Origin of the sequence: Dactylosporangium fulvum (assembly GCF_025137375.1) — a bacterium.
Classification (GTDB): Bacteria; Actinomycetota; Actinomycetes; order Mycobacteriales; family Micromonosporaceae; genus Dactylosporangium; species Dactylosporangium fulvum.
In genome coordinates this window covers 2653954-2679776 of the sequence record NZ_CP073720.1, presented here as the reverse complement: position 1 = coordinate 2679776, position 25823 = coordinate 2653954, and the positions used below count along the sequence as shown (strand labels likewise).

28 protein-coding genes are annotated in these 25823 nt (G+C 73.4%); 23 read left to right on the top strand and 5 right to left on the bottom strand.

Annotated elements, in window-relative coordinates:
• Window positions 1–565: 565 nt before the first annotated feature.
• The 17 genes from Dfulv_RS12485 to Dfulv_RS12405 all read left to right on the top strand — a co-directional run bounded on the left by Dfulv_RS12485 (window position 566) and on the right by Dfulv_RS12405 (window position 16234).
• Window positions 566–2071, top strand: coding sequence for a class I adenylate-forming enzyme family protein (locus tag Dfulv_RS12485; protein ID WP_406567964.1), 1506 nt, complete (start codon window positions 566–568; stop codon window positions 2069–2071).
• A complete protein-coding gene (locus tag Dfulv_RS12480) occupies window positions 2068–2346 on the top strand; it encodes an acyl carrier protein (RefSeq protein ID WP_259863012.1) in 279 nt (92 codons plus the stop codon). The genes Dfulv_RS12485 and Dfulv_RS12480 overlap by 4 nt, the downstream gene beginning before the upstream one ends.
• Window positions 2347–2348: 2 nt before the next feature.
• Window positions 2349–2588 carry a phosphopantetheine-binding protein gene (locus tag Dfulv_RS12475; protein WP_259863011.1) on the top strand — a complete coding sequence of 80 codons (240 nt, stop codon included), beginning with the start codon at window positions 2349–2351 and terminating at the stop codon, window positions 2586–2588.
• Window positions 2585–3736 carry a beta-ketoacyl-[acyl-carrier-protein] synthase family protein gene (locus Dfulv_RS12470; protein ID WP_259863010.1) on the top strand — a complete coding sequence of 384 codons (1152 nt, stop codon included), beginning with the start codon at window positions 2585–2587 and terminating at the stop codon, window positions 3734–3736. Before Dfulv_RS12475 ends, Dfulv_RS12470 begins: the two co-directional genes overlap by 4 nt.
• 64 nt (window positions 3737–3800) lie before the next feature.
• Window positions 3801–4352 carry a hypothetical protein gene (locus Dfulv_RS12465; RefSeq protein ID WP_259863009.1) on the top strand — a complete coding sequence of 184 codons (552 nt, stop codon included), beginning with the start codon at window positions 3801–3803 and terminating at the stop codon, window positions 4350–4352.
• The gene (locus tag Dfulv_RS12460; protein WP_259863008.1) at window positions 4349–5602 is read left to right on the top strand and encodes a beta-ketoacyl-[acyl-carrier-protein] synthase family protein; all 1254 of its coding nucleotides are present in this window, start codon (window positions 4349–4351) and stop codon (window positions 5600–5602) included. The genes Dfulv_RS12465 and Dfulv_RS12460 overlap by 4 nt, the downstream gene beginning before the upstream one ends.
• A gap of 45 nt (window positions 5603–5647) precedes the next feature.
• Complete coding sequence (gene hppD / locus Dfulv_RS12455; RefSeq protein ID WP_259863006.1) at window positions 5648–6751, top strand: 4-hydroxyphenylpyruvate dioxygenase; 1104 nt, start codon at window positions 5648–5650, stop codon at window positions 6749–6751.
• Window positions 6752–6753: 2 nt separating this feature from the next.
• On the top strand, window positions 6754–7665 hold the full coding sequence (locus Dfulv_RS12450; RefSeq protein ID WP_259867639.1) for a phytanoyl-CoA dioxygenase family protein: 912 nt from the start codon (window positions 6754–6756) through the stop codon (window positions 7663–7665).
• Between the two features lie 19 nt (window positions 7666–7684).
• On the top strand, window positions 7685–8485 hold the full coding sequence (locus tag Dfulv_RS12445; protein ID WP_259863004.1) for a DUF3050 domain-containing protein: 801 nt from the start codon (window positions 7685–7687) through the stop codon (window positions 8483–8485).
• A gap of 14 nt (window positions 8486–8499) precedes the next feature.
• On the top strand, window positions 8500–9465 hold the full coding sequence (locus Dfulv_RS12440) for a thiamine pyrophosphate-dependent dehydrogenase E1 component subunit alpha (RefSeq protein ID WP_259863002.1): 966 nt from the start codon (window positions 8500–8502) through the stop codon (window positions 9463–9465).
• A complete protein-coding gene (locus Dfulv_RS12435) occupies window positions 9465–10436 on the top strand; it encodes an alpha-ketoacid dehydrogenase subunit beta (protein WP_259863000.1) in 972 nt (323 codons plus the stop codon). Before Dfulv_RS12440 ends, Dfulv_RS12435 begins: the two co-directional genes overlap by 1 nt.
• Window positions 10437–10446: 10 nt before the next feature.
• A complete protein-coding gene (locus tag Dfulv_RS12430; RefSeq protein ID WP_259862999.1) occupies window positions 10447–11220 on the top strand; it encodes an SDR family NAD(P)-dependent oxidoreductase in 774 nt (257 codons plus the stop codon).
• A gap of 10 nt (window positions 11221–11230) precedes the next feature.
• Window positions 11231–12859 (top strand): class I adenylate-forming enzyme family protein, encoded by a 1629-nt coding sequence (locus tag Dfulv_RS12425; RefSeq protein ID WP_259862998.1) that lies wholly within the window; start codon window positions 11231–11233, stop codon window positions 12857–12859.
• Window positions 12852–14228 (top strand): condensation domain-containing protein, encoded by a 1377-nt coding sequence (locus tag Dfulv_RS12420; RefSeq protein WP_259862996.1) that lies wholly within the window; start codon window positions 12852–12854, stop codon window positions 14226–14228. Before Dfulv_RS12425 ends, Dfulv_RS12420 begins: the two co-directional genes overlap by 8 nt.
• The gene (locus tag Dfulv_RS12415; protein ID WP_259862995.1) at window positions 14225–15151 is read left to right on the top strand and encodes a 3-oxoacyl-[acyl-carrier-protein] synthase III C-terminal domain-containing protein; all 927 of its coding nucleotides are present in this window, start codon (window positions 14225–14227) and stop codon (window positions 15149–15151) included. The genes Dfulv_RS12420 and Dfulv_RS12415 overlap by 4 nt, the downstream gene beginning before the upstream one ends.
• Window positions 15152–15173: 22 nt before the next feature.
• A complete protein-coding gene (locus Dfulv_RS12410) occupies window positions 15174–15458 on the top strand; it encodes an acyl carrier protein (RefSeq protein ID WP_259862994.1) in 285 nt (94 codons plus the stop codon).
• A 2-nt stretch (window positions 15459–15460) separates the two neighbouring features.
• A complete protein-coding gene (locus tag Dfulv_RS12405; protein WP_259862993.1) occupies window positions 15461–16234 on the top strand; it encodes a 2-hydroxy-acid oxidase in 774 nt (257 codons plus the stop codon).
• Here the strand turns inward: Dfulv_RS12405 and Dfulv_RS12400 are convergent.
• Genes Dfulv_RS12400 through Dfulv_RS12390 form a run of 3 tightly spaced genes read right to left on the bottom strand, consistent with a single transcriptional unit; the run spans window position 16204 to window position 19264 of the window.
• Window positions 16204–16851, bottom strand: a complete 648-nt coding sequence (locus Dfulv_RS12400) for a 4'-phosphopantetheinyl transferase family protein (RefSeq protein ID WP_259862992.1) — start codon at window positions 16849–16851, stop codon at window positions 16204–16206. The two genes, Dfulv_RS12405 and Dfulv_RS12400, sit on opposite strands and share 31 nt — an antisense overlap.
• 26 nt (window positions 16852–16877) lie before the next feature.
• Window positions 16878–18149 (bottom strand): aminotransferase-like domain-containing protein, encoded by a 1272-nt coding sequence (locus Dfulv_RS12395; protein WP_259862990.1) that lies wholly within the window; start codon window positions 18147–18149, stop codon window positions 16878–16880.
• Window positions 18149–19264, bottom strand: coding sequence for an alpha-hydroxy acid oxidase (locus tag Dfulv_RS12390; RefSeq protein ID WP_259862989.1), 1116 nt, complete (start codon window positions 19262–19264; stop codon window positions 18149–18151). The genes Dfulv_RS12395 and Dfulv_RS12390 overlap by 1 nt, the downstream gene beginning before the upstream one ends.
• A gap of 67 nt (window positions 19265–19331) precedes the next feature.
• Between Dfulv_RS12390 and Dfulv_RS12385 the strand changes: the two genes are divergently transcribed.
• From Dfulv_RS12385 to Dfulv_RS12375, 3 genes are read left to right on the top strand one after another with little or no spacing between them, the layout of a single operon-like run.
• Window positions 19332–20021, top strand: a complete 690-nt coding sequence (locus Dfulv_RS12385) for an SGNH/GDSL hydrolase family protein (RefSeq protein WP_259862988.1) — start codon at window positions 19332–19334, stop codon at window positions 20019–20021.
• Between the two features lie 11 nt (window positions 20022–20032).
• Complete coding sequence (locus tag Dfulv_RS12380) at window positions 20033–20968, top strand: alpha/beta hydrolase (RefSeq protein ID WP_259862987.1); 936 nt, start codon at window positions 20033–20035, stop codon at window positions 20966–20968.
• Window positions 20965–21348: an aminoglycoside phosphotransferase family protein gene (locus tag Dfulv_RS12375; protein ID WP_259862986.1), complete on the top strand. Its 384-nt coding sequence runs from the start codon at window positions 20965–20967 to the stop codon at window positions 21346–21348. The genes Dfulv_RS12380 and Dfulv_RS12375 overlap by 4 nt, the downstream gene beginning before the upstream one ends.
• Window positions 21349–21536: 188 nt before the next feature.
• Here the strand turns inward: Dfulv_RS12375 and Dfulv_RS12370 are convergent, their stop codons facing one another.
• The gene (locus tag Dfulv_RS12370; protein WP_259862985.1) at window positions 21537–22031 is read right to left on the bottom strand and encodes a MarR family winged helix-turn-helix transcriptional regulator; all 495 of its coding nucleotides are present in this window, start codon (window positions 22029–22031) and stop codon (window positions 21537–21539) included.
• Window positions 22032–22083: 52 nt separating this feature from the next.
• On the opposite strand from Dfulv_RS12370, the gene Dfulv_RS12365 reads away from it, so the two are divergent.
• Both Dfulv_RS12365 and Dfulv_RS12360 read left to right on the top strand, forming a co-directional pair.
• A complete protein-coding gene (locus Dfulv_RS12365) occupies window positions 22084–23028 on the top strand; it encodes an EamA family transporter (RefSeq protein WP_259862984.1) in 945 nt (314 codons plus the stop codon).
• 115 nt (window positions 23029–23143) lie between these two features.
• Window positions 23144–24103 (top strand): RNA polymerase subunit sigma-70, encoded by a 960-nt coding sequence (locus tag Dfulv_RS12360; RefSeq protein ID WP_319805791.1) that lies wholly within the window; start codon window positions 23144–23146, stop codon window positions 24101–24103.
• Between the two features lie 31 nt (window positions 24104–24134).
• Here Dfulv_RS12360 and Dfulv_RS48400 read toward each other — a convergent pair whose 3' ends face one another.
• Window positions 24135–24761: a TetR/AcrR family transcriptional regulator gene (locus Dfulv_RS48400; RefSeq protein ID WP_264675838.1), complete on the bottom strand. Its 627-nt coding sequence runs from the start codon at window positions 24759–24761 to the stop codon at window positions 24135–24137.
• A gap of 63 nt (window positions 24762–24824) precedes the next feature.
• Here Dfulv_RS48400 and Dfulv_RS12350 point away from each other — a divergent pair, with 63 nt between their 5' ends.
• The gene (locus Dfulv_RS12350) at window positions 24825–25772 is read left to right on the top strand and encodes a glycoside hydrolase family protein (protein WP_259862983.1); all 948 of its coding nucleotides are present in this window, start codon (window positions 24825–24827) and stop codon (window positions 25770–25772) included.
• Window positions 25773–25823 lie beyond the last annotated feature (51 nt).

Here is a 25823-nt window from a genome sequence, read left to right as displayed (position 1 = left end):
CCCGGACAGGGCTTTGTTGAGCCCGGCCATTGTATGGGCGCTGCGCGGAAGCTTGTCAATGTGCTGCGGATAGCCGTTCATCTGCGGTTCTGGCCGGCACCGGTGACCGCCTGCTTACCGCCATACATGGCGAATCGGTATATCGGCGGTGCATATCCCTAACACACGTTCGGGAATACGGTTACGGACGGTACCGAACGGCCTGACCCGTCCCGTCCCTGATTGTCCGATTGAGCGACGGCCGCATGTCCCCCCAACCGGCGCTGACCTCCCCGTTCGTGAAATGCAGTCCGTATCGATCCAAACGATTTTATGCGGGAGGTCGCGTGACAGATCGGACATCCCGTTGCATGGTCGGGTTGCGCACTCTTGTAAAACGGCCTTGATTGCGTAAGGTCTATGGCTAGTCGAGGTGCCTATTTCCTGCTCTTTGTCGATGAGCCTTTACGGGACCGCCCTCGACGTTCGCAGTGTGTTCATGGGGGTTGTGCACGCTGACGGTCGGCCAACGCGGGCCGGCGGTCAGCCGCTCAACCCTGGGCAAGTCACGAGGAAAGGGGTTCCGGTGACCGAGGAGGCCCTCGACCCACGGTGGGTCGACGAGGTACTACTGGCCGGCCCGGACGACCAGGTCGCCCTGGTCTTCGACGCCCCCGTCACCCGCGCCGACCTGCGCCGCCTCGTCTCCGCGAAGCAGGCCGTGCTGACGAACGCGGGCCTCGTCAGGGGCGGTTCCGCCGTCCTGTGCCTCGCACCGTCGCTCACGTTCGTCACCAACCTGCTGGCCTGCTGGCGGATCGGCGCGCGGGCGGCCCTGCTGGACCACCGGCTCACGTCGTACGAGATCCACAACGCCCTGCACCGGCTGGCCCCGCAGGTCGTCGTCACCGCCGAGCACGCCTCCGGCGGACCGCTGCGCGGCTTCCAGCAGGTCGAGGAGCGGGTGACGACGTACCCCGGCCGCCCGTCCGGCACCGCACACGCGCTGGTCCAGCTCAGCTCCGGCTCGACCGGCCCCTCGAAGGTCATCGCGCGGACCGCGGCGAACCTCGTCGAGGAGCTCGAGCGCTACACGAAGATCGGCGCCGGCGTGCCCCAGACCGGCGAGCGCATCGTCTGCCTCGCCTCGATGGTCCACGTGCTGGGCCTCGTCGGCGGGCTCATGTACGGGCTGCACGCCGGAGCCCAGGTCGCGATCCCGGCCCGCATGACCGCGGACGGCATCCTCGCCACCGTCGCCGCCGGCCCGGAGCCCACCACCCTGCTCGGCGTGCCCTTCCACATCGAGCTGCTGTCCTCGGTGCAAACCCCGCCCGCCCTGCCGCAGCTGACCGGCATGACCACCGGCGGCGAACTGGTGCGCGCCGAGGTCCACGCCGGCTTCGTCGACCGCTACGGCGTCCGGCTCGGCAACATGTACGGCATGACCGAGGTCGGGGTCATCGCGACCGACCTCTTCGGCGAACACCGCCCCTTCCTCACCCCGGCCCCCGGCCTCAGCGTCCGCGAAGAGGCCGGCGAGCTGCTGGTGTCCCTGGCCGCCTCCCCCTACCTCGGCCTCGTCGACCCGGCCCGCTGGTCGGACGGCTGGCTGCACACGAAGGACGCCGGCACGGTCGACCCGGCCACCGGGCGCTTCCGCATCCAGGGCCGCCGCGACTCGCAGGTGTCCGTGGGCGGGCTCAAGGTGGACCTGACCGAGGTCGAGCACACCCTCGCCGCGCTGCCCGGCGTCGCCGCCGCCGTCGTCACGCACGACAAGGCGATCGAGGCGTACGTGACGCTGCGCGAGGACGGGACCGCCGCGGCTGTGCAGGCGCAGCTCGCCGAGCGGCTCGCCGCGTACAAACGGCCCCGCGTGCTGCGGGTCGTCGAACAGCTGCCGCGCACCGCCACCGGCAAGCTCGTCCGCGACCGCGCCCTCCTCGTGGAGGCCGCCGAGAAGAGCGCCGCGGCGCAGCCCGCGGTCGTCCCGGCGCAGCGGCCGGCACCAGACGTGACCGATGGCCACCATGGCGCGGCCGGCCCGGCCGTGCCGGCATCCGTCCAGGAAGGAAGCACCTCGCGATGAACGATGGCACCGCAGCCGAGATCCGCCAGTTCTTACTGGACTCGCTGACCGAGATGAACTACAGCACCGAGGACATCGACGACGACACCGCGCTCGGCCCGGCCGGCGCCGACCTCGAGTCGCTGTCCCTGGCGGAGCTCGCGGTCCGGGTCGAGGACCGGTTCGGCGTCCGCTTCGACGACGACGAGGCGGAGAAGCTGGCCGGCATGACCGTCGGCGAGTTCATCGGCGCCGTCGCCGAGCGCCGGGCCGCCGCCGCCACGGCGGGCAGCTGAGCGTGGCCGCTGCACCAGACCGCGACGATGTCCTCGCGATGCTCGCCACCTACGGCGACCGGCGTCCTGAGGACATCGCCGAGGGGATCGACTCGCTCGAGCTGGCATGGCTCGTCCACCAGCTCGAGCAGCACTACGGCACGCCGCTCGACCTCTCCGACGAGGACCTCGCCCGGATGTCCACGGTGACCGGTGCCGTCGAGGTCCTGCAAGCACTGCGGGTGGAGACGAGCTCGCGATGACCGTCTTGGCTGCTCGGCGCGGCCCTGAGGAGATCGTACTCACCGGCGCCGCCGTGCTGAGCGCGTTCGGGCGGGGCATGACCGCCCTCGCCGACGGGCTCGACGCCGGCACACCCGCGTTCGCGCCGGTGGACCGCTTCGACGTGAGCGGCCGGCGGGTCGGGGTGGCTGCGGCCGCTCCCGGCTCGCCGGTCCTCGCCGACGAACTGGCCGAACTGCTCGACGAGGCGTGCGACGAGGCGAAGCTGAGCACCGCTCAGCGGGCCGGCGCGCCGCTGTTCCTCGCCGTGCACGGCGACCCGCACCTGGCCCGGTCCGCCGCGGCGGACCGGGCGGGCCACGGCAGCACCGCGTTCGCGGCGGCGCTCGGCGAACACGCGGGACTGGGCGCCGCCGTCCGCGCCTACACGTCGGCGTGTGTCGCGGCGAGCACGGCCGTCGCCGACGCGGCGGCGCTCGTCGCCCGCGGCGAGGCGGAACGGATCGTGGTCGCCGGCGGCTACCTCGTCGACGCCGACCAGTTCGCGCTGTTCGACGCCGGGCGTGCGCTGTCCACCGACGGGCAGGTGCGGCCGTTCTCCAGCGGCCGGCGCGGCCTGCTGCTCGGCGACGGCGCCGGCGCGGTCGTCGTCGAGTCGGCGACCGCCGCCCGGGACCGCGGCGCGCCCGTGCTCGCTCGGCTCGCCGGGTGGGGGCGCGCCGGCGACGCGTACCACCCCTGTCAGCCGCACCCCGAGGGCCGTGGCATGGCCCGGGCGGTCACCGCCGCGCTCCAGCGGGGCGGGATCGCACCCGAGGCGGTCGGCTACGTCAACGCCCACGGCTCCGGCACCGCGCAGAGCGACGCGGCGGAGACGAAGGCGCTGCACACCGCGCTCGGCGAGCACGGCGCCGCGGTGCCGGTCTCGTCGACGAAGGCCCTGCACGGCCAGGCCCTCGAGGCCTCCGGCGTGCTGGAGCTCGTCGTGACGCTGCACGCGCTGAACAGCGGGCGGCTGCCGGTGAACGCCGGCTTCCTCGCCGCGGACGACGAGTGCCGGCTGAACCTGGTGCTCGACCACCCGAGTCCCGCCGCCCCGGCCTACGCGCTGACCCTCAACGCGGCCTTCGGCGGCGCGAACACCGCCCTGCTGCTGGGGGCACCATGACCGCCGGAGCGCAACGGAGGCGGGCATGGTGCTGCTCCGTCTCGGGTTTTCAAGGTAGGGCGGCGTGACCGAGCCTTTTGTCGTCGAGGATCTCGTCCCGCTCACCGCGGAGGCGGCCCGGACCGGGTTCGCCGTGGTCGCGGCGGCCGGGTGGCCGGAGCCGGGCGACGAGCGGCCGCCCGCCCTGGCCGGGTTCATCCACTCGGCCTTCAACCCGCTCGTCGCGGCGGTTGCCGGCCGCTGCCTCCAGCGCCGCCCGGAAAGCGCTTCCACCGGCGACGGCCCGCCGACGACCGGGATCGTCCTCGTGAGCGCCCTCGGCGACGTCGCCAGTGCGGCCCACGTCGCCGAGACGGTCGACCGGGGCGGGCGGGTCGGGCCGCTGTTTTTCTTCCAGTCCGTGCCGAACGCGGTCGCCGGGCACATCGCCGCCCGGTGGGGGCTGACCGGGCCGGTGGCCTGCGTCGGCGACACCGCATCCGGGCTCGACGCGGCGCGGCTGCTGCTCGCCGACGGCGACGCCGGCGAGGTGCTGCTCGTCGAGGTGCGGCACGACACCACTGGGCACGAGACCGCCGCCGCGGTGCTGGTGGCCGACGCAGGAGGTACGACATGACGACACGAAGCGCCGCGCTCACCGGGATCGGGCTGGTGACGTCCGTCGGCAGTACCGCCGCCGAGGTCTTCGACGCGATGTGTGAGGGCCGGTCCGGGCTCCGGAAGCCGCCGGCGGACCACCCGCTGGCCGGTTCGGTCGACGTCGCCGCGTTCGGCCCGCCGATCGACCCGACGACCGTCCTGCCGGCACCCGAGACACGGGTCGTCGACCGGTACATCGTGATGGCCCTCAAGGCCGCCGAGTACGCGCTCGCCGACGCGGGGATCGAGGTCGGCCGGGACGTCGACCCCTACCGGGTCGCGGTCATCCTGTCCGGCACCGGCGGCCTGGCGACGCTCGACACGCAGGCCGTGCTGCGGGCGGAGAAGGGCCGTCTGGGCGTCAGCCCGTACCTGCTGCCCGGCATGCTGCCGAACATGGGTGCCGCCCGGGTGGCCATGAAGTACGGCTTCCGGGGGTACAGCTCCTCCATCGGCACCGCCTGCGCGGCCGGCGCCCAGTCGGTCGGCGAGGGCCTGCGCCTGCTGCGCGCCGGTGAGGCCGACGTCGTCGTCTGCGGCTGCAGCGAGGCCCCGCTGTTCCCCACGCTCGCCGACACCTTCGGCAACGCCCGCGCGCTCGCCCGCGGCTGGGCCGACCCGACCGAGGCGAGCCGCCCGTTCGACCGGCGCCGCAACGGCCTGGTGCTCGGCGAGGGCGCCGGGGTCTTCGTCCTGGAGCGCACCGAGCACGCCGAGGCGCGCCGCGCCGCCCGCTACGCCGACCTGGTCGGCTGGGGCGCCACGAACGACGCCCACCACCCGACGACACCGCGACCCGACGGCTCCGCGGCCGCGGCGTGCATGAGCCGGGCCATCGCCGACGCCGGCCTCGAGCCGGGCGACATCGGCTACGTGAACGCGCACGGCACCAGCACCAAGCTCGGCGACGTCGCCGAGGCCACGGCCATCCGATCGGTGTTCGGTGCCGGCACCCCGCCGGTCAGCTCGACCAAGGGCGTCACCGGGCACATGCTCGGCGCCTCCGGGGTGGTGGAGGCGGCGGTCGCGGTGCACGCCATGCGCCGCGGGCTGCTGCCGCCCACGCACAACCTCGACGAGCCCGACCCGGCCTGCGACGTCGACCACCTGACCGAACCCCGTCACGCGCAGGTGGGTCACGTCCTGTCCAACTCGTTCGGGTTCGGCGGACACAACGTCAGCCTTGTGTTCGGGCCGCCCACCTCGGCGTGGACCAAGGCCGGATAACGCCCGGACACGAGCCCGAACAGAACCCCGAAAGGGAAGCAGGCAATGGAAATCCTCGACACCGACCACATCGAGCTGCACGTCGGCGACGCACGCCAGGCGGCGCACCAGCTGTGCGCCGCGTACGGCTTCCACGTCTACGGGCAGGGCGGCCCGGAGACCGGCCTCGCGGGTCAGCGCAGCGTGCTGCTGGGTCAGCGCGACATCCGGGTCCTGCTCACCTCCGGGCTCAGCGGAGGGCACCGGGCGAGCCGTTACGTCGCCCAGCACGGCGACGGCGTGGCGGTCGTCGCGTTCGGCTGCACCGACGTCGAGGCGGCGTTCGCCGAGGCGGTCGCGAAGGGCGCGACGCCGATCGAGGCGCCGCGCCGCCTGACCGACGGCGACGCGACGGTGGTGATCGCGGAGGTGTCCGGGTTCGGCGACGTGACGCACCGGCTGGTCCAGCGCGACCCGGCGACGCGGGAGCGGTTCCTGCCGGGTGCGATCGACATGTCGGCGGCGCCGGCGGGCCCTACCGACGACGACCTGCTGCACACCATCGACCACGCCGCGATCTGTCTCCAGGCGGGCGACCTCGACCCGACGGTGCGGTACTACGAGCAGGTCTTCGGCTTCAGCATGATCTTCCAGGAGTACATCGAGGTCGGCGAGCAGGGCATGCACTCGAAGGTGGTGCAGAGCCCTTCGGGCGGCGTCACGTTCACGCTGATCCAGCCGGACCTGAGCCGCCGCGCCGGGCAGATCGACGACTTCCTGTCCTGGCACGAGGGCCCCGGCGTGCAGCACATCGCCTTCAGCACGCACGACATCGTCCGGGCCGTGCGCACCCTGAGCGAGCGCGGCGTCGAGTTCGCGCAGACCCCGGCCAGCTACTACGAGATGCTCGATGCGCGCCTCGGCGCCGTCGACGTCCCGGTCGAGCAGCTGAGCCCGCTGGGCATCCTCGTGGACCGCGACCACTGGGGCCAGATGTACCAGATCTTCGCCAAGTCGACGCACATCCGGCGCACGTACTTCAACGAACTCATCGACCGACACGGCGCGCGGACGTTCGGCACGAGCAACATCCCGGCCCTGTACGCGGCCAAGGAGCGCGAGCTGGCAGCCGTGCGCAACACCACCTTGTCTGAAGGGACAGCATTGTGACCATCTCGGTGACACAGGCCTTCCGCCTGTCGGAGGAGGAGCGGTCGCTCCTGCCGACCGACGATGAGGTCGAGGCGTATGCCCGCAGCGGGTGGTACCTCACCCGCAAGCTCTTCACCGACGAGGAGGTCGACGAGCTGGTCGCGGCGAGTGAGCGCTTCTACGCCGGTGAGCGCTCGCGCACCCTGCCGGAGCGGCCGCCGCGGCTGGCCTACTGGGAGCCGTCGAAGGGCGCCGTCCAGCGCCACAACGACTACATCCACTACGAGAGCGACGACATCGCGCGGATCCTGCGCAAGCCCATCGTCGGTGCGGTCGCCGCGCGCCTGGCGCGGGCCGACGAGATCCGGGTGTTCCAGTCGACGCTCATCTACAAGCCGCCGATCGCGGGTGAGCCGTCGAACGTGGTGCCGTGGCACTTCGACCGCCACTACTGGCAGTCGTGCACGTCCGACGACATGCTCACCGCGTTCATCCCGTTCCACGACTGCGACGTGGAGCTGGGCACGATCACGATGGTCGACGGCTCCCACCGGTGGGAGGAGATCGGCGCCGACGACACGACAACGCGGCACTTCGCCGACCGGGACAACACCGACCTCGACCGGATGCTCACGGAGAACGCGACGCACAACCACGCCGAGGTGCGCAAGGTCCCGATGATCATCCCCAAGGGACACATGAGCTTCCACCACTGCCGGACCTACCACGGCAGCGGCCCGAACGTGAGCCCTCGCCCCCGCCGGGCGATCTCGTTCCACCTGCAGCCCGGCGACAACGAGTACCGCCGGTACCACCTCTCCGACGGGGACGTCGTGACCTACAACCACGACGTGCTGGTCCGCCGCACCGCGGACGGCCGACCGGACTACGCAGATCCCGAGTTCTGCCCCGTGCTGTGGCGGAACGCCTAGGTAACTCAGGAGGAATCACATGTCACGATACGACTGGGGTCAGCGTCACCCGGGCATCGACCGGCTGGAGCAGCTGATCAGTGACGCCCGGACCGAGGTCGTCACCCACCCGATCTACGCGCGCCTGGACAGCCTGCCGGCGATCCGGACGTTCCTGGAGCACCACGTCTTCGCCGTGTGGGACTTCATGTCGCTGCTGAAGTCGTTGCAGCGCAACCTCACCTGCGTCGAGGTGCCGTGGATCCCGACCGGCCCGACCGGCAGCCGCCGGCTCATCAACGACATCGTGCTGGTCGAGGAGAGCGACGAGCTGCGCGGCGGCTTCATCAGCCACTTCGAGCTGTACCTGGAGGGCATGACCGAGGCCGGCGCCGACCGCAGCGTCATCGACGCGTTCATCGGCCTGCTCCGCGACCGGCACCCGGTGCCGGCGGCGATGGCCGAGGCCGGGGTGCCGGAGGCGGCCGCCGAGTTCGTCTCGCTGACGTGGCACCTCATCGACAGCGCGCCGATCCACTGCCAGGCCGCCGCGTTCGCGTTCGGCCGCGAGGACCTGATCCCGGACATGTTCCAGCAGGTCATCAAGGTCAACGAGCAGGTCGGGCAGCTCGACACGTTCGTCGACTACCTGGCCCGGCACATCGAGGTCGACGGCGAGGAGCACACGCCGATGGCCATGCAGATGGTCACCGACCTGTGCGGCGACGACGAGAGCAAGTGGAACGAGTGCGCGGAGACCATCAACCTCGCGCTCGCCGCCCGCGCCAAGCTGTGGAGCGGCATCCTCGCGAAGATCGACGAAAAAGTCCTTACGGCCTAGAAGGGGTTGCTGACGTGATCGACGCCGCCGGGCTGTACCGGACGGTCCGCCTGATCCGCCGCTTCGAGGAGCGGGCGATTGAGCTCGTCCACGACGGCACCATCGTCGGCGGGATCCACCCGTACCTCGGGCAGGAGGCCATCGCGGCCGGGACCTGCGCCGCGCTGCGGCCCGACGACGTCATCACGAGCACCCACCGCGGCCACGGCCACGTCCTGGCCAAGGGCGCCGACCCGGCCCGCACGCTCGCCGAGCTGACGGGCCGGGCCACCGGGCTCAACAAGGGCCGCGGCGGCTCGATGCACGCGGCCGACTTCAGCCTCGGCATCCTGGGCGCCAACGCGATCGTCGGCGCCGCCGTGCCGATCGCGACCGGCGCCGCGTGGGCCGCGCGCCGCGCCGGGCTCGACCGCGTCGCCGTCACGTACTTCGGCGACGGCGCGGTCAGTCAGGGCGTGGTGCTGGAGACGATGAACCTGGCCGCGCTGTGGCGGGTGCCCGTCGTGTTCGTCTGCGAGAACAACGGCTTCGCGACGACGACCCGTTTCGAGGACGCGGTCGCCGGCACCGTCACCGGGCGGGCGGCCGCGTTCGACATCCCTGCATCCACTGTGGACGGCTCGGATCCGGAGGCGGTGCTCGCCGGGACGGCGCGGGCTGTGGCGCGGGCGCGGGCCGGCGACGGACCCTCGCTCGTCGAGTGCGTCGCGTACCGCTTCGACGCGCACCACACCTGGGAGCACGCGGCCCGCCCGCGGTACCGCACCGACGAGGAGGTGTCGGCCGGCATGACCCGCGACCCGGTGGAGATCCAGGGCGCCCGTATCCCCGCCGACGTCCGCGCGCGGATCGACGCGGAGATCGAGGCCCTGCTGGACGAGGCGGTCCGCTTCGCCTGTGAGAGCCCGTTCCCGGACGTGGCCGGGGCGCTCGACCATCTGTACGCCGACGGCCTGCGGGCCCGGGCGGGGGTGTCCTGATGCCGAACCTCTCCTATCTGAAGGCGCTCAACCGGGCCATCGGCGCGGAGATGGCGCGCGACCCCGCGGTCTGCGTGTTCGGCGAGGACGTGCGGGTCGGGGTGAGCAACGTGACCACCGGCCTGCTGAAGAAGTTCGGCCCCGAACGAATCTTCGACACGCCGATCTCGGAGCAGGCGTTCACCAGCTTCGCCACCGGCGCGGCGATGGCCGGGCTGCGGCCGCTCATCGAGTTTCAGATCCCGGCGCTGCTGTTCCTCGCGTTCGAGCAGATCGCCAACCAGGCGCACAAGTTCTCGCTGATGACCGGTGGGCAGGTCAGCGTGCCGGTCACCTACCTGCTGCCGAGCTCCGGCTCGCGGGGCGGCTGGGCCGGGCAGCACTCCGACCACCCGTACAGCATCTTCGCCCACGTCGGCGTGAAGACCGTGGTGCCGGCCACCCCCGAGGACGCGTACGGGCTGCTGGTCACCGCGATCCGCGACGACGACCCGGTCGTCGTCTTCGCCCCGGCCGGTGCGGTGGGGGTGCGCGCCGACGTCGACTTCGCGGCGCTGGGCCCGGTCCCGCTCGGCGTCGGGCGGGTGCACCGGCCCGGCGACGACGTGACCCTGGTCGCGGTCGGGCACCTGGTCCACGACGCGCTCGCCGTCGCCGAGGAGCTCGCCGGCACCGTGTCCGTGGAGGTCTTCGACCCGCGGACGCTGCACCCGTTCGACTGGGCCGGCCTCGCCGCGTCGCTGGAGCGCACGGGCAGGCTCGTCGTCGTCGACGACTCCAACCGCTCGTGCGGCATCGGCGGCGAGATCCTCGCGACCGCCGCCGAGCAGATGCGGCTCGTCGCGCCGCCGAAGCGGATCACCCGGCCGGACGGCGCGGTGCTGCCCTTCGCGCAGGATCTCGACCTGGCGCTGCAGCCCACCCGCGAGCAGATCCGCGCCGCCGTCGAAGACGTCGCGAAAACCGGCTGAGGGGACCACCGTGACCGTTGCACTCGTCACCGGCGGCGCCGGCGGGATCGGCGCCGCGGTCTGCGCGCGCCTCGCCGCGCTCGGCCACACCGTGGTCGTCGCCGACCTCGACCTCGAGGCCGCCGAACGGGTCGCGAAGGAGGTCGGCGGGACCGCGGTCCGCACCGACGTCAGCGACCCCGCCGACAACCACGCGATGGTCGCCCACGCGGTCGCCGCCCACGGCGGGCTCGACGTCCTCGTGCTCGGCGCCGGCATCCAGTCCGACGTGCCGCCGGACCCGGGCCTCGACGTGGCGCGGTACCGCCGGGCGCTCGGCGTGAACCTCGACGGGGTCGTGTTCGGCGTCGACGCCGCGACCCCGGCGCTGCGGGACTCGGGTGGGCAGGTCGTCGTCAACGCCTCCCTCGCCGCGCTCGGGCCGGAACTGGCCAACCCCGTCTACGCGCTCACCAAGGCGGCCGCGGTCGCCTACGTGCGGGCCATGTCGACACCGCTGGCCCGCGCCGGCGTGCGGATCAACGCGATCTGCCCGGGGTTCACCGACACGCCGTTCCTCGGCATCACCGCGCGGCTCATGCGCAAGCAGAAGTTCCCGCTGCTGAGCCCCGACGAGGTCGCGCTGGCCGTGGAGACCGTGGTGACCGGCGACGGCACCGGCGAGGCGTGGGCGCTCGTCGCCGGCCGGCCGGCCGCACCGTACCGCTTCCCCGACGTCCCGACGACCATGCTGCCCGACGGCACCGAGGTCGTGCTCAAGCCGTTCCTTTCAGCCAAGCAATAGGGAGAGTTCCATGGCGTCCACGAGCATCCGGGCGGCGCTCGCCGCCGATCCCGACGTCGGTGCCGGCAACGTCCTGCACAAGCTCATCGAGCACGGCGCGCCGCTCGACGGGCCGGGCATGACCTTCGACACGTCCGTCGACGGCTTCCCCGCCTGGCAGGGGCTGACCCTCGGCGAGCTGTACGAGCGGGCCGCCGCCCGCGCCGCCTGGCTGCACGCGGCCGGCATCCGCCGCCGGGACCCGGTGGCGATCTACGTGTCGTCGGCGGCCGACTGCTTCCTCAACTGGATGGGCCTCACCTGGCTCGGCGCGATCCCGGCGCTGATGAACCCGAACATCGCCGGGGAGATCGCCGCCGAGTACATCCGCAAGCTGCGCAGCGTCGCCCTGCTCACCGACGCGGAGCACCGGGAGCGGCTCGCCGGGCACGACGTCGGCGTCACGGTCCACGACGTCGCGGAGACCGGCACCGGCGACCCGGCGAAGGCGCCCGCGCCGTTCCGGCACCACGCCGACGACCCGATCGCGATCACCCACTCCTCCGGCACCACCCGGATGCCGACCGCGGTCGTGCACTCGCACGCCAGCCTGTTCCACGCCACCCGGAAGATCCGGCTCAGCGGCCCCCGCGCGCAGGGCACCGAGCGGATCCTCAGCGCCCTGCCGGCGCCGCACGCGGCCGGCATCATGACCATCAACCACGCCCTGAGCAACCGCTCGGAGCTGCTGTTCCTCTCCCGGCAGAACGACGGCGCCGCGGTGCTCGACGCGATCGAGCGGTGGCAGCCGACCGGCGTGTTCGGCTTCGCGGTGACCTGGGCCGAGCTCGCCCGCTTCGACCTCGAGCAGCACGAGATGGACTCGGTGTCGCTGTGGTTCAACACCGGCGACTGCGCCCACGAGCCGCACATCCGGCACCTGGTCAACGCCGGCAGCCGCAACGTCGTCACCCGCGACGGTGTCCGGCGGGTGAAGGGGTCGCACTTCGTCGACGGTCTCGGCTCCACCGAGATGGGCCACTCCGCGTTCCACATCACGCACCGCAACGACACCGAGCGGTACGGCCGGTGCGTCGGCGTCCCGCACGTGTTCGCCGACGTGGCCCTGCTGGACACGGCCACCGGCAAGGAGGTGCCGGTCGGCGAGGTCGGCCACTTCGGGCTGAAGTCCCCGACGCTGGCCCCCGGCTACTGGAACGACCACGTGAACACCTACCGGAACCGGCTCAACGGCTACTACCTCACCGGCGACCTGATGTTCCGCGATGCCGAGGGCTACTACTACCACGTCGACCGGGCCGTCGACTCGGTCGACCTCGGCGACGGCAACTGGCTCTACACCGCCATGTCCGAGGAGAAGATCCTGCGCGCGATCCCCGAGGTGCGCGACTGCACGGTGGTGTCGGTGCGCACCGACGACGGCCTGGTCGTCTCGGACGTGCTGCTGTCGATGCACGCCGGCGCCGACCCGGAGGCCGACCACACCGAGGCGGTCCGCGCCGCGTTGACCCCGGCCGCGGCGGCCACCCTGCGCAAGGTGGTCGTGTTCCCCGACGAGGACATCGTGGTCGGGCCGACCGGCAAGGTGCGCAAGTTCCTGATGCGGCAGCGGCATCTCGCCGAGATGGCGAATGCCTGACGCGGCGGCGCCCTTCCTGGAGGACCGGCTCGGGATCCGGGCCACGACCCGGATCCCGGTCCGCTTCACCGGCGACGGCGCGGGCATCGAGGAGCTGTCCTGGGGGCAGCGCGAGATCTGGCTGACCATGGTCCGCCAGCGCTCCTGGCTGCCCATCGGCGGCTGGTCGCGGCTCGCCGCGGGCACCACCCTCGCCGGCGTCGCCGACGAGCTGCGCCGGCTGATGCGGCGGTACCAGCCGATGCGCACCCGCCTGCGCTTCGCGCACGACGGCCGGCCACTGCAGTCCGTCGCCGACCGCGGCACGATCGGGCTGGAGGTCTACGACTGTCCCGACGGCGCCGACCCGGAGGCGTTTGTCGTCGCGCTGGACGCCCAGGACCGCGCCCGGCCGTACGACTTCGTCGAGGAGTGGCCGGTGCGGATGGGCGTCGTCCGGCACCGGGGCGTGCCGACCCACCTGTCGACGGTCATGTGCCACCTCGTCACCGACGGGTTCGGCGGGCGGATCTTCCTGCGCGAGGTCGCCGACCGGCACGACGTGCCGGAGGCCGACGGCCTCCAGCCGCTCGAGCAGGCGCGCTGGCAGGGCTCCCCCGCCGGGCTCCGGCAGAGCACCGCCGCGCTGCGCCACTGGGCGAAGGTCCTGCGGGCGCTGCCACCGGCCGCGCCGCTGTCCCCTGTGGACGGTCCGCGGTTCCGCCGCGGCGAGTTTCGCTCCGCCGCCCTGCCGCTCGCGACCCACGTCGTCGCCGAGCGCGCCGACGTCGACTCGTCGCAGGTACTCATGACCGTGCTCGCCGTCGCGCTGTCCACGATGGACGGGCACACCGGGCCGGCGGTCATGCGGCCGATGGTCAGCAACCGGTTCCGGCGCGGCTTCGAGACCGTCGTCGCGATGGTCGCCCAGCGCGGCATCTGCGCCGCCGACGTCGCCGGGGTGCCGTTCGCCGAGGCGCTGCGGCGGGTCGGGGTCGCGGCGATGACCGCCTACAAGTACGCCTATGTGGACCCCGACGGCATCGCGGCGCTCGCCGCGCGCACCGGGGCCGACGCGGACGCGGGGCTGTGGTTCAACGACCGCCGGGTCGCCACCCGCCAGGGCTTCTCCGGCCCGCTGCCGACGGGTGACGCGTTGCGGGCGACCCCTCCGGGTGCGTTCCGGTGGACGGTCGCGCAGGACGACCCGTTCGATCCGCTGAGCGTCGACGTCGACGACGCGCCGGGCGGCGCCTGGCTGCTCACCGTCTTCACCGACACGTGCCGGGCCGGGACGTCCGCCGCCGAGGGGCTCGTGCGTACGGCGGAGGCGCTGGCCGTCCGGCAGGCGCTCACGAGCCTGGAGCAGGAGAAAGAGGAAGCGCGATGACGGCATTGGTGTCGGTGGGCAGCTTCATCCCCGAGGAGCGGGTGCCGATCGAGTCGCTGGCCGATCGGTTCGACCTGACACCGATGCAGGTGCGGGTCTTCCGGCGGTACCACAAGATCGGCTCGGCGGCGCGGGCCTCGACGTCGTCGCTCGCCGACCTGCTGCGGGCGGCCCTGGCCGACCTCGCGCTGACCCCGGAGCAGGTCTCCCGGGTGCGGTACGTGCTGTACGCGCGGACCTTCCCCGTCGTCGTGCCCTACCCGCACAACCCGCTGCACGACGTCTGCGCCGAGTTCGGGCTCGGCCACGCGCAGGCATTCGCGGTCGGGCAGCACGCCTGCGCCTCGGGCCTGCTCGCCGTCGACCTCGCCGGCCGGCTGCTGGCGGCCGACGGTGACGACGGTCTCGCGCTGGTCCTGGCCGGGGAGAAGGCGTTCACCGGCGAGGCGCAGTTCGTGCCGGAGACCTCGATGTTCGGCGAGGGCGCGTCCGCGTGCCTCGTCGCCCCCTCCGGCGAGCGGGACCGGCTGCTGTCCTACGTGGCCCGGCTCCGCGGCGAGTTCGACGGCGACCTGGAGGAGGTCGCCGGGGAGTTCCAGCGGATCTACCACGACGCGCTCGGCGAGGCCGTCACCGCCGCCGTCGCCAGGGCCGGGCTGGCGCTCGACGACGTCGCGGTGATCCTGCCGCACAACGTCAACGTGGTCGCGTGGCAGCGGACCTGCAAACGGATCGGCTATCCGCTCGACCGGGTGCTGCTGGAGCACGTGGCGACCTACGGGCACGTGTTCTGCGCCGACGCCTTCGTCAACCATCGCACCGCTGTCGAGCGGGGGCTGCTGCGGCCCGGGGACCGCTACGTGATCGCCGCCGCCGGGGCCGGCCGCGGTGCCACGTTCTCCGCCATGGTCTTCGAACACTGAATCGTTTGAGAGGGGAACTCCCGTGACCGATACCACCACCGTCGACCCGGAGCTGCGCGAACACGTGGTCCAGACGATCTGCGACCTGCTCCCCCGCGTGCTCAAACGGGAGGTGCCAAGCGCGTCCGAGAGCACGACGCTCATGGACGACCTCGGCATGAGCTCGACCACCGGGCTGGAGCTCGTCCTGGAGCTGGAGGACCGGCTCGAGCGGGAGATCAGCGTCGAGGACCTGGGCCGCGACAACTTCGAGACGGTCGGCACCCTGGCCGAGTACGTCGCCGGAAACCTGCTGCCGGAAGAGTGAGCATGCCCTGGGGTATCCGGCAGGCGCTGGCGCGGCGGTTCCCGCACCCCGCCGCCCTCGCCGCCGACGCCGCGCACACCGGCCGGCTGACGACGTACCTGACCGACCTGCTGGCGCCGTACGACCTGGCGCTGCGGGACGGCGGGTTCACCGGCCAGTCCTACGGTGACATGGCGGCTTCGCTGATCGCTGACCTGGGCGCGGAGGTCGACGCGCTGGTCCTCGCGTACGACATCCCGGACGTCACGCCGGGCCGCGCCACGGCGACCTGGCTCAGCCACGTCTGCCCCGGCGACCCGATGGCGTTCGCGGTGTCGGACCAGGGCCGCGCGGCGGCGCACACCGGCCTGCGGCTGCTGCACGACTACGCCCGCACCGGCACGTACGAGCGGGCCCTGCTGCTGATCGTCGAGCAGGCCGAGCTGCCGTACGACCCCGGCGTGCCGGTCGCGACGCCGGCCGCCCACGCCGGCGTGGCGCTGCTGCTCGGACCGTCCACGGTGGAGGCCGCCGCGCCGCGGATCCTGGCCGGTGCCGAGCCGGGCGACGCGGCGGCGGAGCTGGCCGCGCTCGCACCCGACACGGTGATCCTCGGCGGCCCGCTGGCCGACGTGGACGTCAAGGCGGGCGAGGTGCTGCACGCCGACCCGGCGCAGCCGATGACCGGCGTCTGGTCGGCCCTCGCCGAGGCCTGGACGCCCGGCGCCGGGCGGATCGCGGTCGCCGACTACGACCCGGCGCTGCGTTACCTGTGCGTGAGCACGTTCGGATCGTGAGCCCGCACCTCGAACGGCTCGGCGCCGGCCAGCGCCACCGCGGCACGGAAGCCGTCCGGCGCGTCGAGGTCGGCCACCACGTAGGCGCCGTCGTCGTGCGCGACGGACCACGGTGACGGGCCCGCGACCGGCAGGGACAGGCCGCGCGTGAGCCGGTCGCCGGCCGCCTTGACGACGGCCTCCTTGCGCGCCCACAGCTCCGCGAACCGGCCGGGACCGCCGCTCGCCACGAGCGCGGCCTCGGCCGGCGGGTAGAACCGCTCCGCCATCGCGACCACGTCGAGGCCGGGCAGGACCTGTTGCACGTCGACGCCGACGGGCCGGTCACCGGCGACGGCGATGAGCACCAGGTCCCCGGAATGCGAGAGGTTGACCTCCAGGGCGCCGCCGACCAGGAGCGGTTTGCCGTTGGGGCCGCGGGTCCAGCACACCTCGGCCGGCGGCACGCCCAGCCGGGCGGCCACGACGCGGCGCACGGCGGCGTGGGCCACCACGAACCGGTGCCGGTCGACCGAATGCCCGAGCGCCGCGTGGCGGGCCCGCTCGGCGGCGTCGAGCAGGGCCGGCTCCGCCGCGGTCACCGCCGCGTCGACCAGCCAGACGTCGACAACGGTCATGCGCCCTCCGCTGCGCTCCGGCCGGATCATGCGCGCAGCAGGGCCGCGAGGCGGCGGACGCCCTCGTCGATCTGGGGTGGCTCCAGGGCGCTGCACGACAGGCGGATCGCGTGGGTGCCGCCACCGCTGACGTAGAAGAACCGCATCGGCGTCCACAGCACGCCGTGGTCCCGCGCCGACACCTCCAGCAGCTCCTCGGAGGCGTCGACGGGGACGTCGACGACGACGAAGAAGCCGCCGCCGGGCCGGTTCCAGGTGACGGGGCCGTCGCCGAAGGTGCGCTCCAGAGCGGCGAGCAGCGTCCGCAGGTTCTGCCGATAGAAGCTGATCTTCGCCTGGTTGGCGGCGCGGAGGCTGAAGCCGCTGTCGATGAGCATGCCGCCGACGACCGCCTGGGACAGGGCCGAGGTGTTGACGGTCAGCATGCTCTTGACCGTGGACAGCTCGTCGGCGAGCAGCGTGCGCCGGCCGGCGGCGTCGACGACGGGCTGGTCGGCGACGAGGAAGCCGACGCGGGCGCCGGGGAAATACGACTTGGCGAACGAGCCGAGGTAGATGACCCGCTGGTCGGCGTCGAGGGACTTGAGCGTCGGGCGGGGCTCGTCGTCGAGGCCGAACAACCCATACGGATCGTCCTCGAGGATCAGCAGGTCGGCGTCCGCGGCGACGGCGAGCAGCGCGCGGCGGGTCGCCACCGGCAGCGAGACGCCGGACGGGTTGGCGAAGTTGGGCACGAGATAGAGCGCGCGCGGGTTCTTGCCGCGCGCCCGGACGTCGGCGGCGACGGCGGCCACCGTCGCGGGGCGCAGGCCGTCGGCGGACTCCGGCACCGGCACCACCTCGATGCCGAGGATGCGCGCCGCGCCGGTGAAGCCGACGTAACACGGCTCAGCGGCGAGCACCACGTCGTTCGGCCCCGAACAGATGCCGCGCAGGGCGATGACCATCGCCTCCTGGCAGCCCGTGGTGACCATGACCGCGGCGGCCGGGACCTGGATGTTCTCGTCGACGTCGAGCATCCGGGCGATGAGGTCGCCGACGTGGCCGTTGGTCCGCCCGTACTGCGTCAGCAACTGGCGGCTGCGCGCCGGGCCGAGACCACGCTCGCGCAGGTGCGTGAGATACGCCTGGAGGTGCTTGTCGATGTCGGTGGCGGAGTGGAACTCGTCGAAGGGGCGGCCGGCCGCCAGGGAGATCGCCTCCGGGAACCGGCTCGCGACCTCGTTGAGGAAGTTCATCGACGCGGACACCGGGTCGACGACGGACACGTGCAGCGCTTCCCGGGACAGCTCCACCATCAGGCGCCTCCTGCGATCGTCGACATGTGCACGGCCGAGCGGTCAAGGGCGCCCAGCGCCGGGCGGCCGGCCAGCGCCATCGCGTGCGCCAGCTCCTCGGTCGTGGTGCGCAGCACCCCTTCCACCCCGTCGGCGCCGCGGGCCGCGAGCCCCCACAGCGGGGGCCGGCCGAGCAGGCACATCCGGGCGCCCAGGGCGAGTGCGGCCAGCGCGTCGGCGCCCCGCCGGACGCCGCCGTCGAACAGCACCGGGCAGGCGCCGCCGATCGCGTCGACCACCTCGGCGAGCACGTCGAGGCTCGCGACGGCGCCGTCGAGCTGGCGGCCGCCGTGGTTGGACACGACGACCGCGTCGGCGCCGTGCTCGACCGCCAGCGCGGCGTCCTCGGCGGTGAGGATGCCCTTGAGCACCAGCGGCAGCCGGCTCTGCGCCCGCACCCAGGCGAGATCGGCCCAGGTGACCGTGGCGTCGAACTGCTGCGCGGCGTGCTGGGCGAGGGCCGACCGGCCGGCGTCGCGGTGGTGCGACGACGCCATCACCGCCGGGTCGATGTTGACCGCGGCGACGTCGCCGCCGACCGCGAAGCCGTTGCGCATGTCGCGCCAGCGCCGCCCCATCCGCGGCACGTCGACCGTGAGCATCAAGGCGCCATACCCACCCTGCTCGGCCCGCCGGATCAGCGCGGCCATGACGTCGCGGCGCCTCAGCCAGTACAACTGCAGCCAGAGTTCCGACGTGGACACCTCGGCGATGTCCTCCAGCGTCCGGCTGGCGAACATGCCGACCACGAACAGCGCGCCGGCCGCACCGGCGCCCCGGGCCGTCGCCACCTCACCGTCGCTGTCGACGAGGCGGTGGTAGGCCGTCGGCGCGACGCCCAGCGGCGTGGCGAACCGGGTGCCGAACAGCTCCACCGACGTGTCGACCGCCGAGACGTCGGCGAGCACACGCGGGCGCAGCCGGATCCGGTCGAATGCGCGGAGGTTGGCGGCGAGCGTGCGCTCTTCTTCCGCACCGCCCTCGATGAAGTCCCAGACGTCGGGGGCGACGAGATCACGGGCCAGGTGCCGGTAGTCCTCCGCGGTGAGCAACTGCCCGCTGCCCAGTTGTGTCACCGTTTCCGCCCCATAGGCGCTAGCCTATCGGTGCACGTGGCGATCCGACATGAGCCGAAAGGCTTACATGGCACCAGAATATGCACGAACGCTGGAATCGGCCGATCCTTACTGCCTGCGTGACGGCGAGGCGGCCGGGCTGCTGGCCCGCCATCCCTGGCGGCGGTTCGTGGTCCTCGGCGACAGCGTGGCCGAGGGAGTGACCGAGCCGATCGACGGTTATCACCCTTCGGGTTTTCCGGATCGTGTGCGGGACGAGCTCGCGGCCGCGCGGCCCGGCCTCGAATACCTGAACCTCGGGCAGCGGGGCCTGCGGGTCGCCGAGGTTCACGCCACGCAACTCGCGCGGGCGCTCGCGTTCCGGCCCGACCTGGCGCTCGTGGTGTGCGGCGCCAACGACGCGATGCGGCCGGGATACGAGGCGCGCGCCGACGCCGTCGACGCGACCCTCACCGCGCTGATCCGGCCGCTGCAGCGGGCCGGCGCGCAGGTCGTCACCGTGTCGGTGTTCGTCATGCCCTCCTATCCGCGGATGCCGGACTGGCTCGGCACCGCCTTCTCCCGCCGGATGTCGATGCTGGGCCGGCGCACCACCGCGCTCGCCGCGGCGCTCGGCACCGTCCACGTCGATCTGGCGAACCATCCGGCGATCGGCGACGATGGCGTCCTGACCGGATCCGACGGTCTGCACGGCAACGGTCGCAGCCATGCGATCGCGGCGGCGGAGCTGGTCCGTCGCCTGGCCCGAGCCTTCTGAAGGGGTTGTCCATGCCGCTCGACCCGCAGCAGCAAGTGATCCGCGACCGGAAGGAGCGCGACGGCGTCGCACCGCTCTACACGATGTCGCTCGCGGAGGCGCGTGCCGCAGACCTCGCGTCGATCCGGGCGGGCGGCGGGGATCCCGAGCCGGTCCACTCGGTCACCGATCTCGCGCTGCCCGGGCCGGGCGGCGAGCTGCGGCTGCGGGTCTACCGGCCGGCCGCGGACGGCCGGCTGCCGGTGCTGATGTACTTCTACGGCGGCGGCTGGGTCCTCGGCACGGTCGACACCGCCGACGGCGTCGCGCGCCACCTCGCCAACGCGGCCGGCTGCATCGTCGTCGTCCCCGGCTACCGGCTCGCGCCCGAGCACCCGTTCCCTGCCGCGATCGAGGACTGCTGGGCGGCGACGCAGTGGGTGCTCGCCAACGCCGCGACGCTGGGTGCGGACCCGGCGCGGATCGCGGTCGGCGGGGACAGCGCCGGCGGAAACCTGGCGGCGGCGGTGACGCTGATGGCGCGGGAGTCGGGGGATCTGCCGCTGGTGGGGCAGCTGCTCGTGTATCCGAACACCGACCAGCTCGCCGACGACGACTCCATGCGCGCCAACGACGACCCGTACCTGTTCAACCGTCACTCCGTCGAGTGGTACCGCAAGCACTACTTCGTCGACCCGGACGACGCGGAGAACCCGCTCGCCTCGCCGCTGCGCGCGGAGACGCTGCGCGGCCTGCCGCCGGCGCTGGTCATCACCGCCGAATACGATCCGCTGCGCGACCAGGGCGAGCGGTACGCGCGACGCCTCGCCGACAACGGGGTGCCGGTCGCGGTGACCCGCTACGAGGGCATGGCGCACGGCTTCTTCACGATGGCCGGCACGCTGGACGCGAGCCGGACGGCGCTGGCCCAGTCGGCGAAGCAGCTGCGGGTGTGGTTCGGCACGTGAGCTCCGCCTTCGTCGCGAACGTCGTCGGCAACTGGGGCTCGGCGGGCCGGCGGTGGCTCGACGCCCTGCCGTCGACGCTGGCCGGGATCTGCGCGGAGTGGGGCCTGGTCGCCGGGCCCCCGTTCGAGCTGTCGTTCCACTACGTCGCACCGGTGACCTGTTCGGACGGCACGCCGGCGGTGCTGAAGCTGGGCGTGCCGGGCGCGGACTCGCTGCGGTTCGAGGCGGCCGCGCTGGCGGCGTTCGACGGCCGGGGCGCGGTGCGCCTGCTGCGCGCCGACGTCGCCCGTGCCGCCCTGTTGCTGGAGCGGGTCACTCCCGGCACGCGCCTGCGACCGGTGGACGACGGCGCGGCGACGACCGCTCCCCCGACCTGCTGAAGCTGGTCCCGTCGCGACTCGAACAGCTGGCGGACGGCCTGTCGCTCCCGCCGGACCGGCTGCGGGCGTGGGGCTTCGCCAAGGCGATGCTGTCGTCGGCGTGGACCGCTTCGGCGGGAGGCTCCCCGTCGAGAGCCCTGGACGTGGCACTGCTCCTGGCCCCGTAGGCCACGGAACATCCATCAGGGTCAACCGCCGTACCCCGCGGCGGCGGTCAGCAGCTCGCGCAGCAGCGTGGCGAGCTGGCGGCGGCTCGGCTCGGGCAGCCGCTCCAGGACCTCCCGCTGCACCGCCAGGCCGGCGCCGACAGCCTCGTCGACGAGCTCGCGGCCCGGGTCGGTGAGGGTGATGACCAGGCCGCGCCGGTCGTCCGGATCCGGGGAGCGGGTGACCAGCCCGGCCCGCTCGAGCCGGTCCAGGCGGCCGGTCATGCCGCCGGTCGTGAGCATCAACGAGGCACTCAGGGCCTTCGGCGGCAGCTGGAACGGGTCGCCGGCGCGGCGCAGCGCGGCGAGCACGTCGAACTCGCCGCGGTTGACGCCCAGCCCGACGTAGACCTTCTCCTGCCGGTCACCGACCAGCTTGGCCAGGCGGTAGATGCGGCCGAACACCGCCATCGCCTCGGTCTGCAGATCGGGTCGCTCACGGGCCCACTGACCCACGATCCGGTCGATATCGTCCATCGCATCACGGTATCACTTACCGATGGTTAGCTTAGTGCTAAGCTACTTAGTCATGAGGAACCTGAGCCTGCCCGCCGCCACCGCCGCCGCGCCCGCCGTGTGGGGCACCACCTACCTGGTCACCACCGAGTTCCTCCCGCCCGGCCGGCCGCTGCTCGCCGGCACCCTGCGCGCGCTGCCCGCCGGGCTCCTGCTGATCGGGCTCGTCGCGCGCCTCCACCGCAACCCGTTGCCGAAGCGGCGCTGGTGGTGGCGGGCGGCGGTCCTCGGCACGCTCAACATCGGCCTGTTCTTCGCGCTGCTGTTCGTCGCGGCCTACCGGCTGCCCGGCGGCGTCGCGGCCGTGCTCGGCGCCGCCGGGCCGTTTGTCGTCGCGGGACTCGCCTTCGGCCTGCTCGGGCAGCGGCCGACGGGCCGGGTGCTCGCCGCCGCCGGGATCGGCCTGGCCGGCGTCGCGCTGCTCGTGCTGCGCTCGGCGACCGCGCTCGACCCGATCGGCGTGGCCGCGGCGGCGGGCGGCATGGTGTCGATGTCGTTCGGCACCGTGCTCGGCCGCCGCTGGGGCGTCCCCGAGGGGTTCGCCGACCGGCGCACCGCACTGCTCGCGCTGACCGGCTGGCAGCTCACCGTCGGCGGCCTGCTCCTCGCGCCCGCCGCGCTGCTGGTGGAGGGCCTGCCGCCGGCCGTGACCTGGCCGAACGCGGCCGGCTTCGGGTACCTGTCGCTGGTCGGCACCGCCGGTGCGTACTTCCTGTGGTTCCGCGGCGTCACCGCCCTGGCGCCGGCCCGGGTCACACTGCTGAGCCTGCTCAGCCCGGTCGTCGCCGCGGCCCTCGGCTGGCTGGTGCTCGGCCAGGCACTGTCGGCGGGGCAACTCCTGGGCGCCGCGGCGGTGCTCGGCGCGGTCCTGCTGGGGGCGGGCGGCGGCGGGGACAGCCCTTCGCCGAAGGCCGCGATGCCATCGGCGCGGCCCGTGCCGGCCGGCGCGGCCCGGTAAGGCACCGCCGGCACCCGGCGGCGTTTCGTGGCCTGCGTGTCGGGGTGGTCGACCTCGAAGCGGTCGAGGCGCCGCGGCGACGTCGGCGACGAGAGCCGGCCGGTACGGTGGAGCTGTGCCGCTGAAGGACGAACTCGACGCGCACCGGGTCGCGCTGACCGGGTACTGCTACCGGATGCTCGGCTCAGCCTTCGACGCCGAGGACGCGGTCCAGGAGACGCTGCTGCGCGCGTGGCGCAACGCCGACCGCTTCGACCCGGCCCGGGCATCGCTGAAGACCTGGCTGTTCGCGATCGCCACCAACGTCTGCCTCGACGCGCTGCGCGGCGCCCGGCGGCGGGCGCTCGCCCTCGACCTCGAGCCCGGCGCCTTCGGCGAGGCGCTGCCGGACGACGCCTTCGTCGGCCCGGTGCCGGACGCCCTCGTGGTGCCGCCGGAGGGCGATCCGGCCGAGCTGGCGGTGCAGCGGGAGTCGATCCGGCTCGCGTTCGTGGCGGCGCTGCAGGCGCTGCCGCCGAAGCAGCGGGCTGTGCTGATCCTGCGCGAGGTGCTGTCGTGGCGCGCGGCCGAGGTGGCGGCGCTGCTGGACACGTCGGTGCCGGCGGTGAACAGCGCGTTGCAGCGGGCGCGGGCCGCCCTCGCGACCGCGCCGGCGGGCGGGCCGGTCGACGAGGAACTGCTGGAGCGTTACGTGCGGGCGTTCACCGCGCACGACGTGCCGACGCTGGTGTCGCTGCTGCACGAGGACGCGACGATGGCGATGCCGCCGCTGACCTGGTGGCTGCGGGGCCGCGACCGGATCGCCGCCATGCTCGCGGCGTCGGACGCCTGCCGCGGTGACGTGCTCGTGCGGGTGCGGGCCAGCGGTGGTGCGGCCTTCGGGCAGTACCGCGCCGGCCGCCCCTTCGCCGTGCTCGTGCTGGAAGGCGCGCCGGACGGGCGGGTGGCGGCGATGACCACGTTCCTGACCCCGGAGCGGCTGTTCCCGCTGTTCGGGCTGCCGCCGGAGCAGCCCGTCCCGTCACCGGGCCGAGAACCGCTCCGCGAGGTCGCGGTGGTGCCCGGCGGCCCGTAGGCGCCGCTGCCGGGCGCGCTCGCGGTGCGGGTCACGGCCGCTCATCGGTGCTCATCGTCCCGTCGAGGGCGCGGGCCGCCGCCGCGAACGCCTCCTCGGCCGTCTCACGGATCCCGGCCCGCACCTCGGCCGGGTCGGCGCCGGTGAGCATCCGGCGGCGGATCTCCGCGTGCAGCGCCCGGTCCACGCCGGCCAGGATCGCCGCCGCCCAGCCGGCCGACCGCTCACCGACCACGCCGGCCAGGGCCTCCGCCAGCGCGGCCTCCGCCGACTCGGCCAGCCGGCGCGCCCGGGCCTGGAGGGCGGCGCTCCCGTCGACCACCCGCCAGAAGTCGGCCGCACCCGGGGCGAGGCCGAGCGTCGGGTCGTCGCGGTCGAGCTCGGCCAGGAACAGCGCCCGCACCGCGGCCGCCGGGGACTCGCCGGGCAGCCGCGACGACACCGCGTCGGCCAGGCGGCGCACCACCGCGTCCTGGCGGTCGAAGAACAGGTCCTCCTTGGTCGGGAAGTAGTTGAACGCCGTGTTCACCGACACCCGCGCCGCCTCGGCGACCTCGGCGACCGTGACCCGGTCGAAGCCGCGCTCGAGGAACAGGCCCAGTGCGGCGTCGGCGAGCGCCGTGCGCGTCGCCGCCTTCTTCTCCGCCCGCAATGCCATGACCGAACTATAGCGTGACCACAAATTTGATGTGACACCAAATTTGATTGTACCGTCGGCCGCATGACTCTCCTCTTCGGTGTCTACGCCGGCGGTCTCGGCGCTGACGAGCACGGTGACATCACTCCCGGACCTCCCGAGGACGCACAGCGCATCGCCGAGCGGCTCGACGAGCTGCACGGCGACCGGCCGTTCCTGGTCCGCGGCTACGTGCAGTACAGCGACGCGGACGGCGCGCACCTCGAGGCCCCGCCGGCACCCTGGCAGCACGCCGTGCGCGGCCGGCGGCTCGACCTGGTCGCCTGCTTCCGCGAGCCGGGCGACGACCTGACCGGCTGGCTCGCGTTCCTGCGGTCCGTCATCCGCACGCACGGCGAGACCCTCGCGACGCTGCAGGTGGGCGAGGAGGCCAACCACGACGGTCCCGGTGGCGACGGGGGTCGTCCGGCGGTGCGCCGCGCGATCGTCGAGGGCGTCCTCGCCGCCCGCGACGAGATCGACCGGCTGGGGCTCGACGTCCGGGTCGGCTGCAACTCGACGCCGGTCTTCGACCCGGCCCAGGAGTTCTGGACCGGCCTCGGCCGGCTCGGCGGCAGCGAGTTCACGGGCGCGCTGGACTACGCCGGCCTGGACTTCTTCCCCGATGTGTTCCGTGCGGTACCGGATGCGGCGCTCACCGACGCCGTCCGCGGGGTCCTCCACGGGTTCCGGCACACCAGCCTGGCCGCGGCCGGCGTTCCCGACCGGACCCCGATCCACGTCACGGAGAACGGCTGGGCCACCGGACCGGACCGCTCCCCCGAGCGGCAGGCCGAGGTCCTCGACCGGGTCGTGCGGATCGTCGACGGGGTGTCGGCGGAGCTGGGCATCACCGCGTACGAGCATTTCGCCCTGCGGGACGCCGACAGCGCGGTCCCCGACACGATGTACCAGTTCGGGCTGGTCCGCTCGGACTACACGCCGAAGCCCGCCTTCCACAGGTACGGCGCCCTGATCCGGGAACTCGGCTGACCACACGCAGCGGCCCGCGTCGTGGCGAACGCGGGCCGCTGCGGCGAAGGG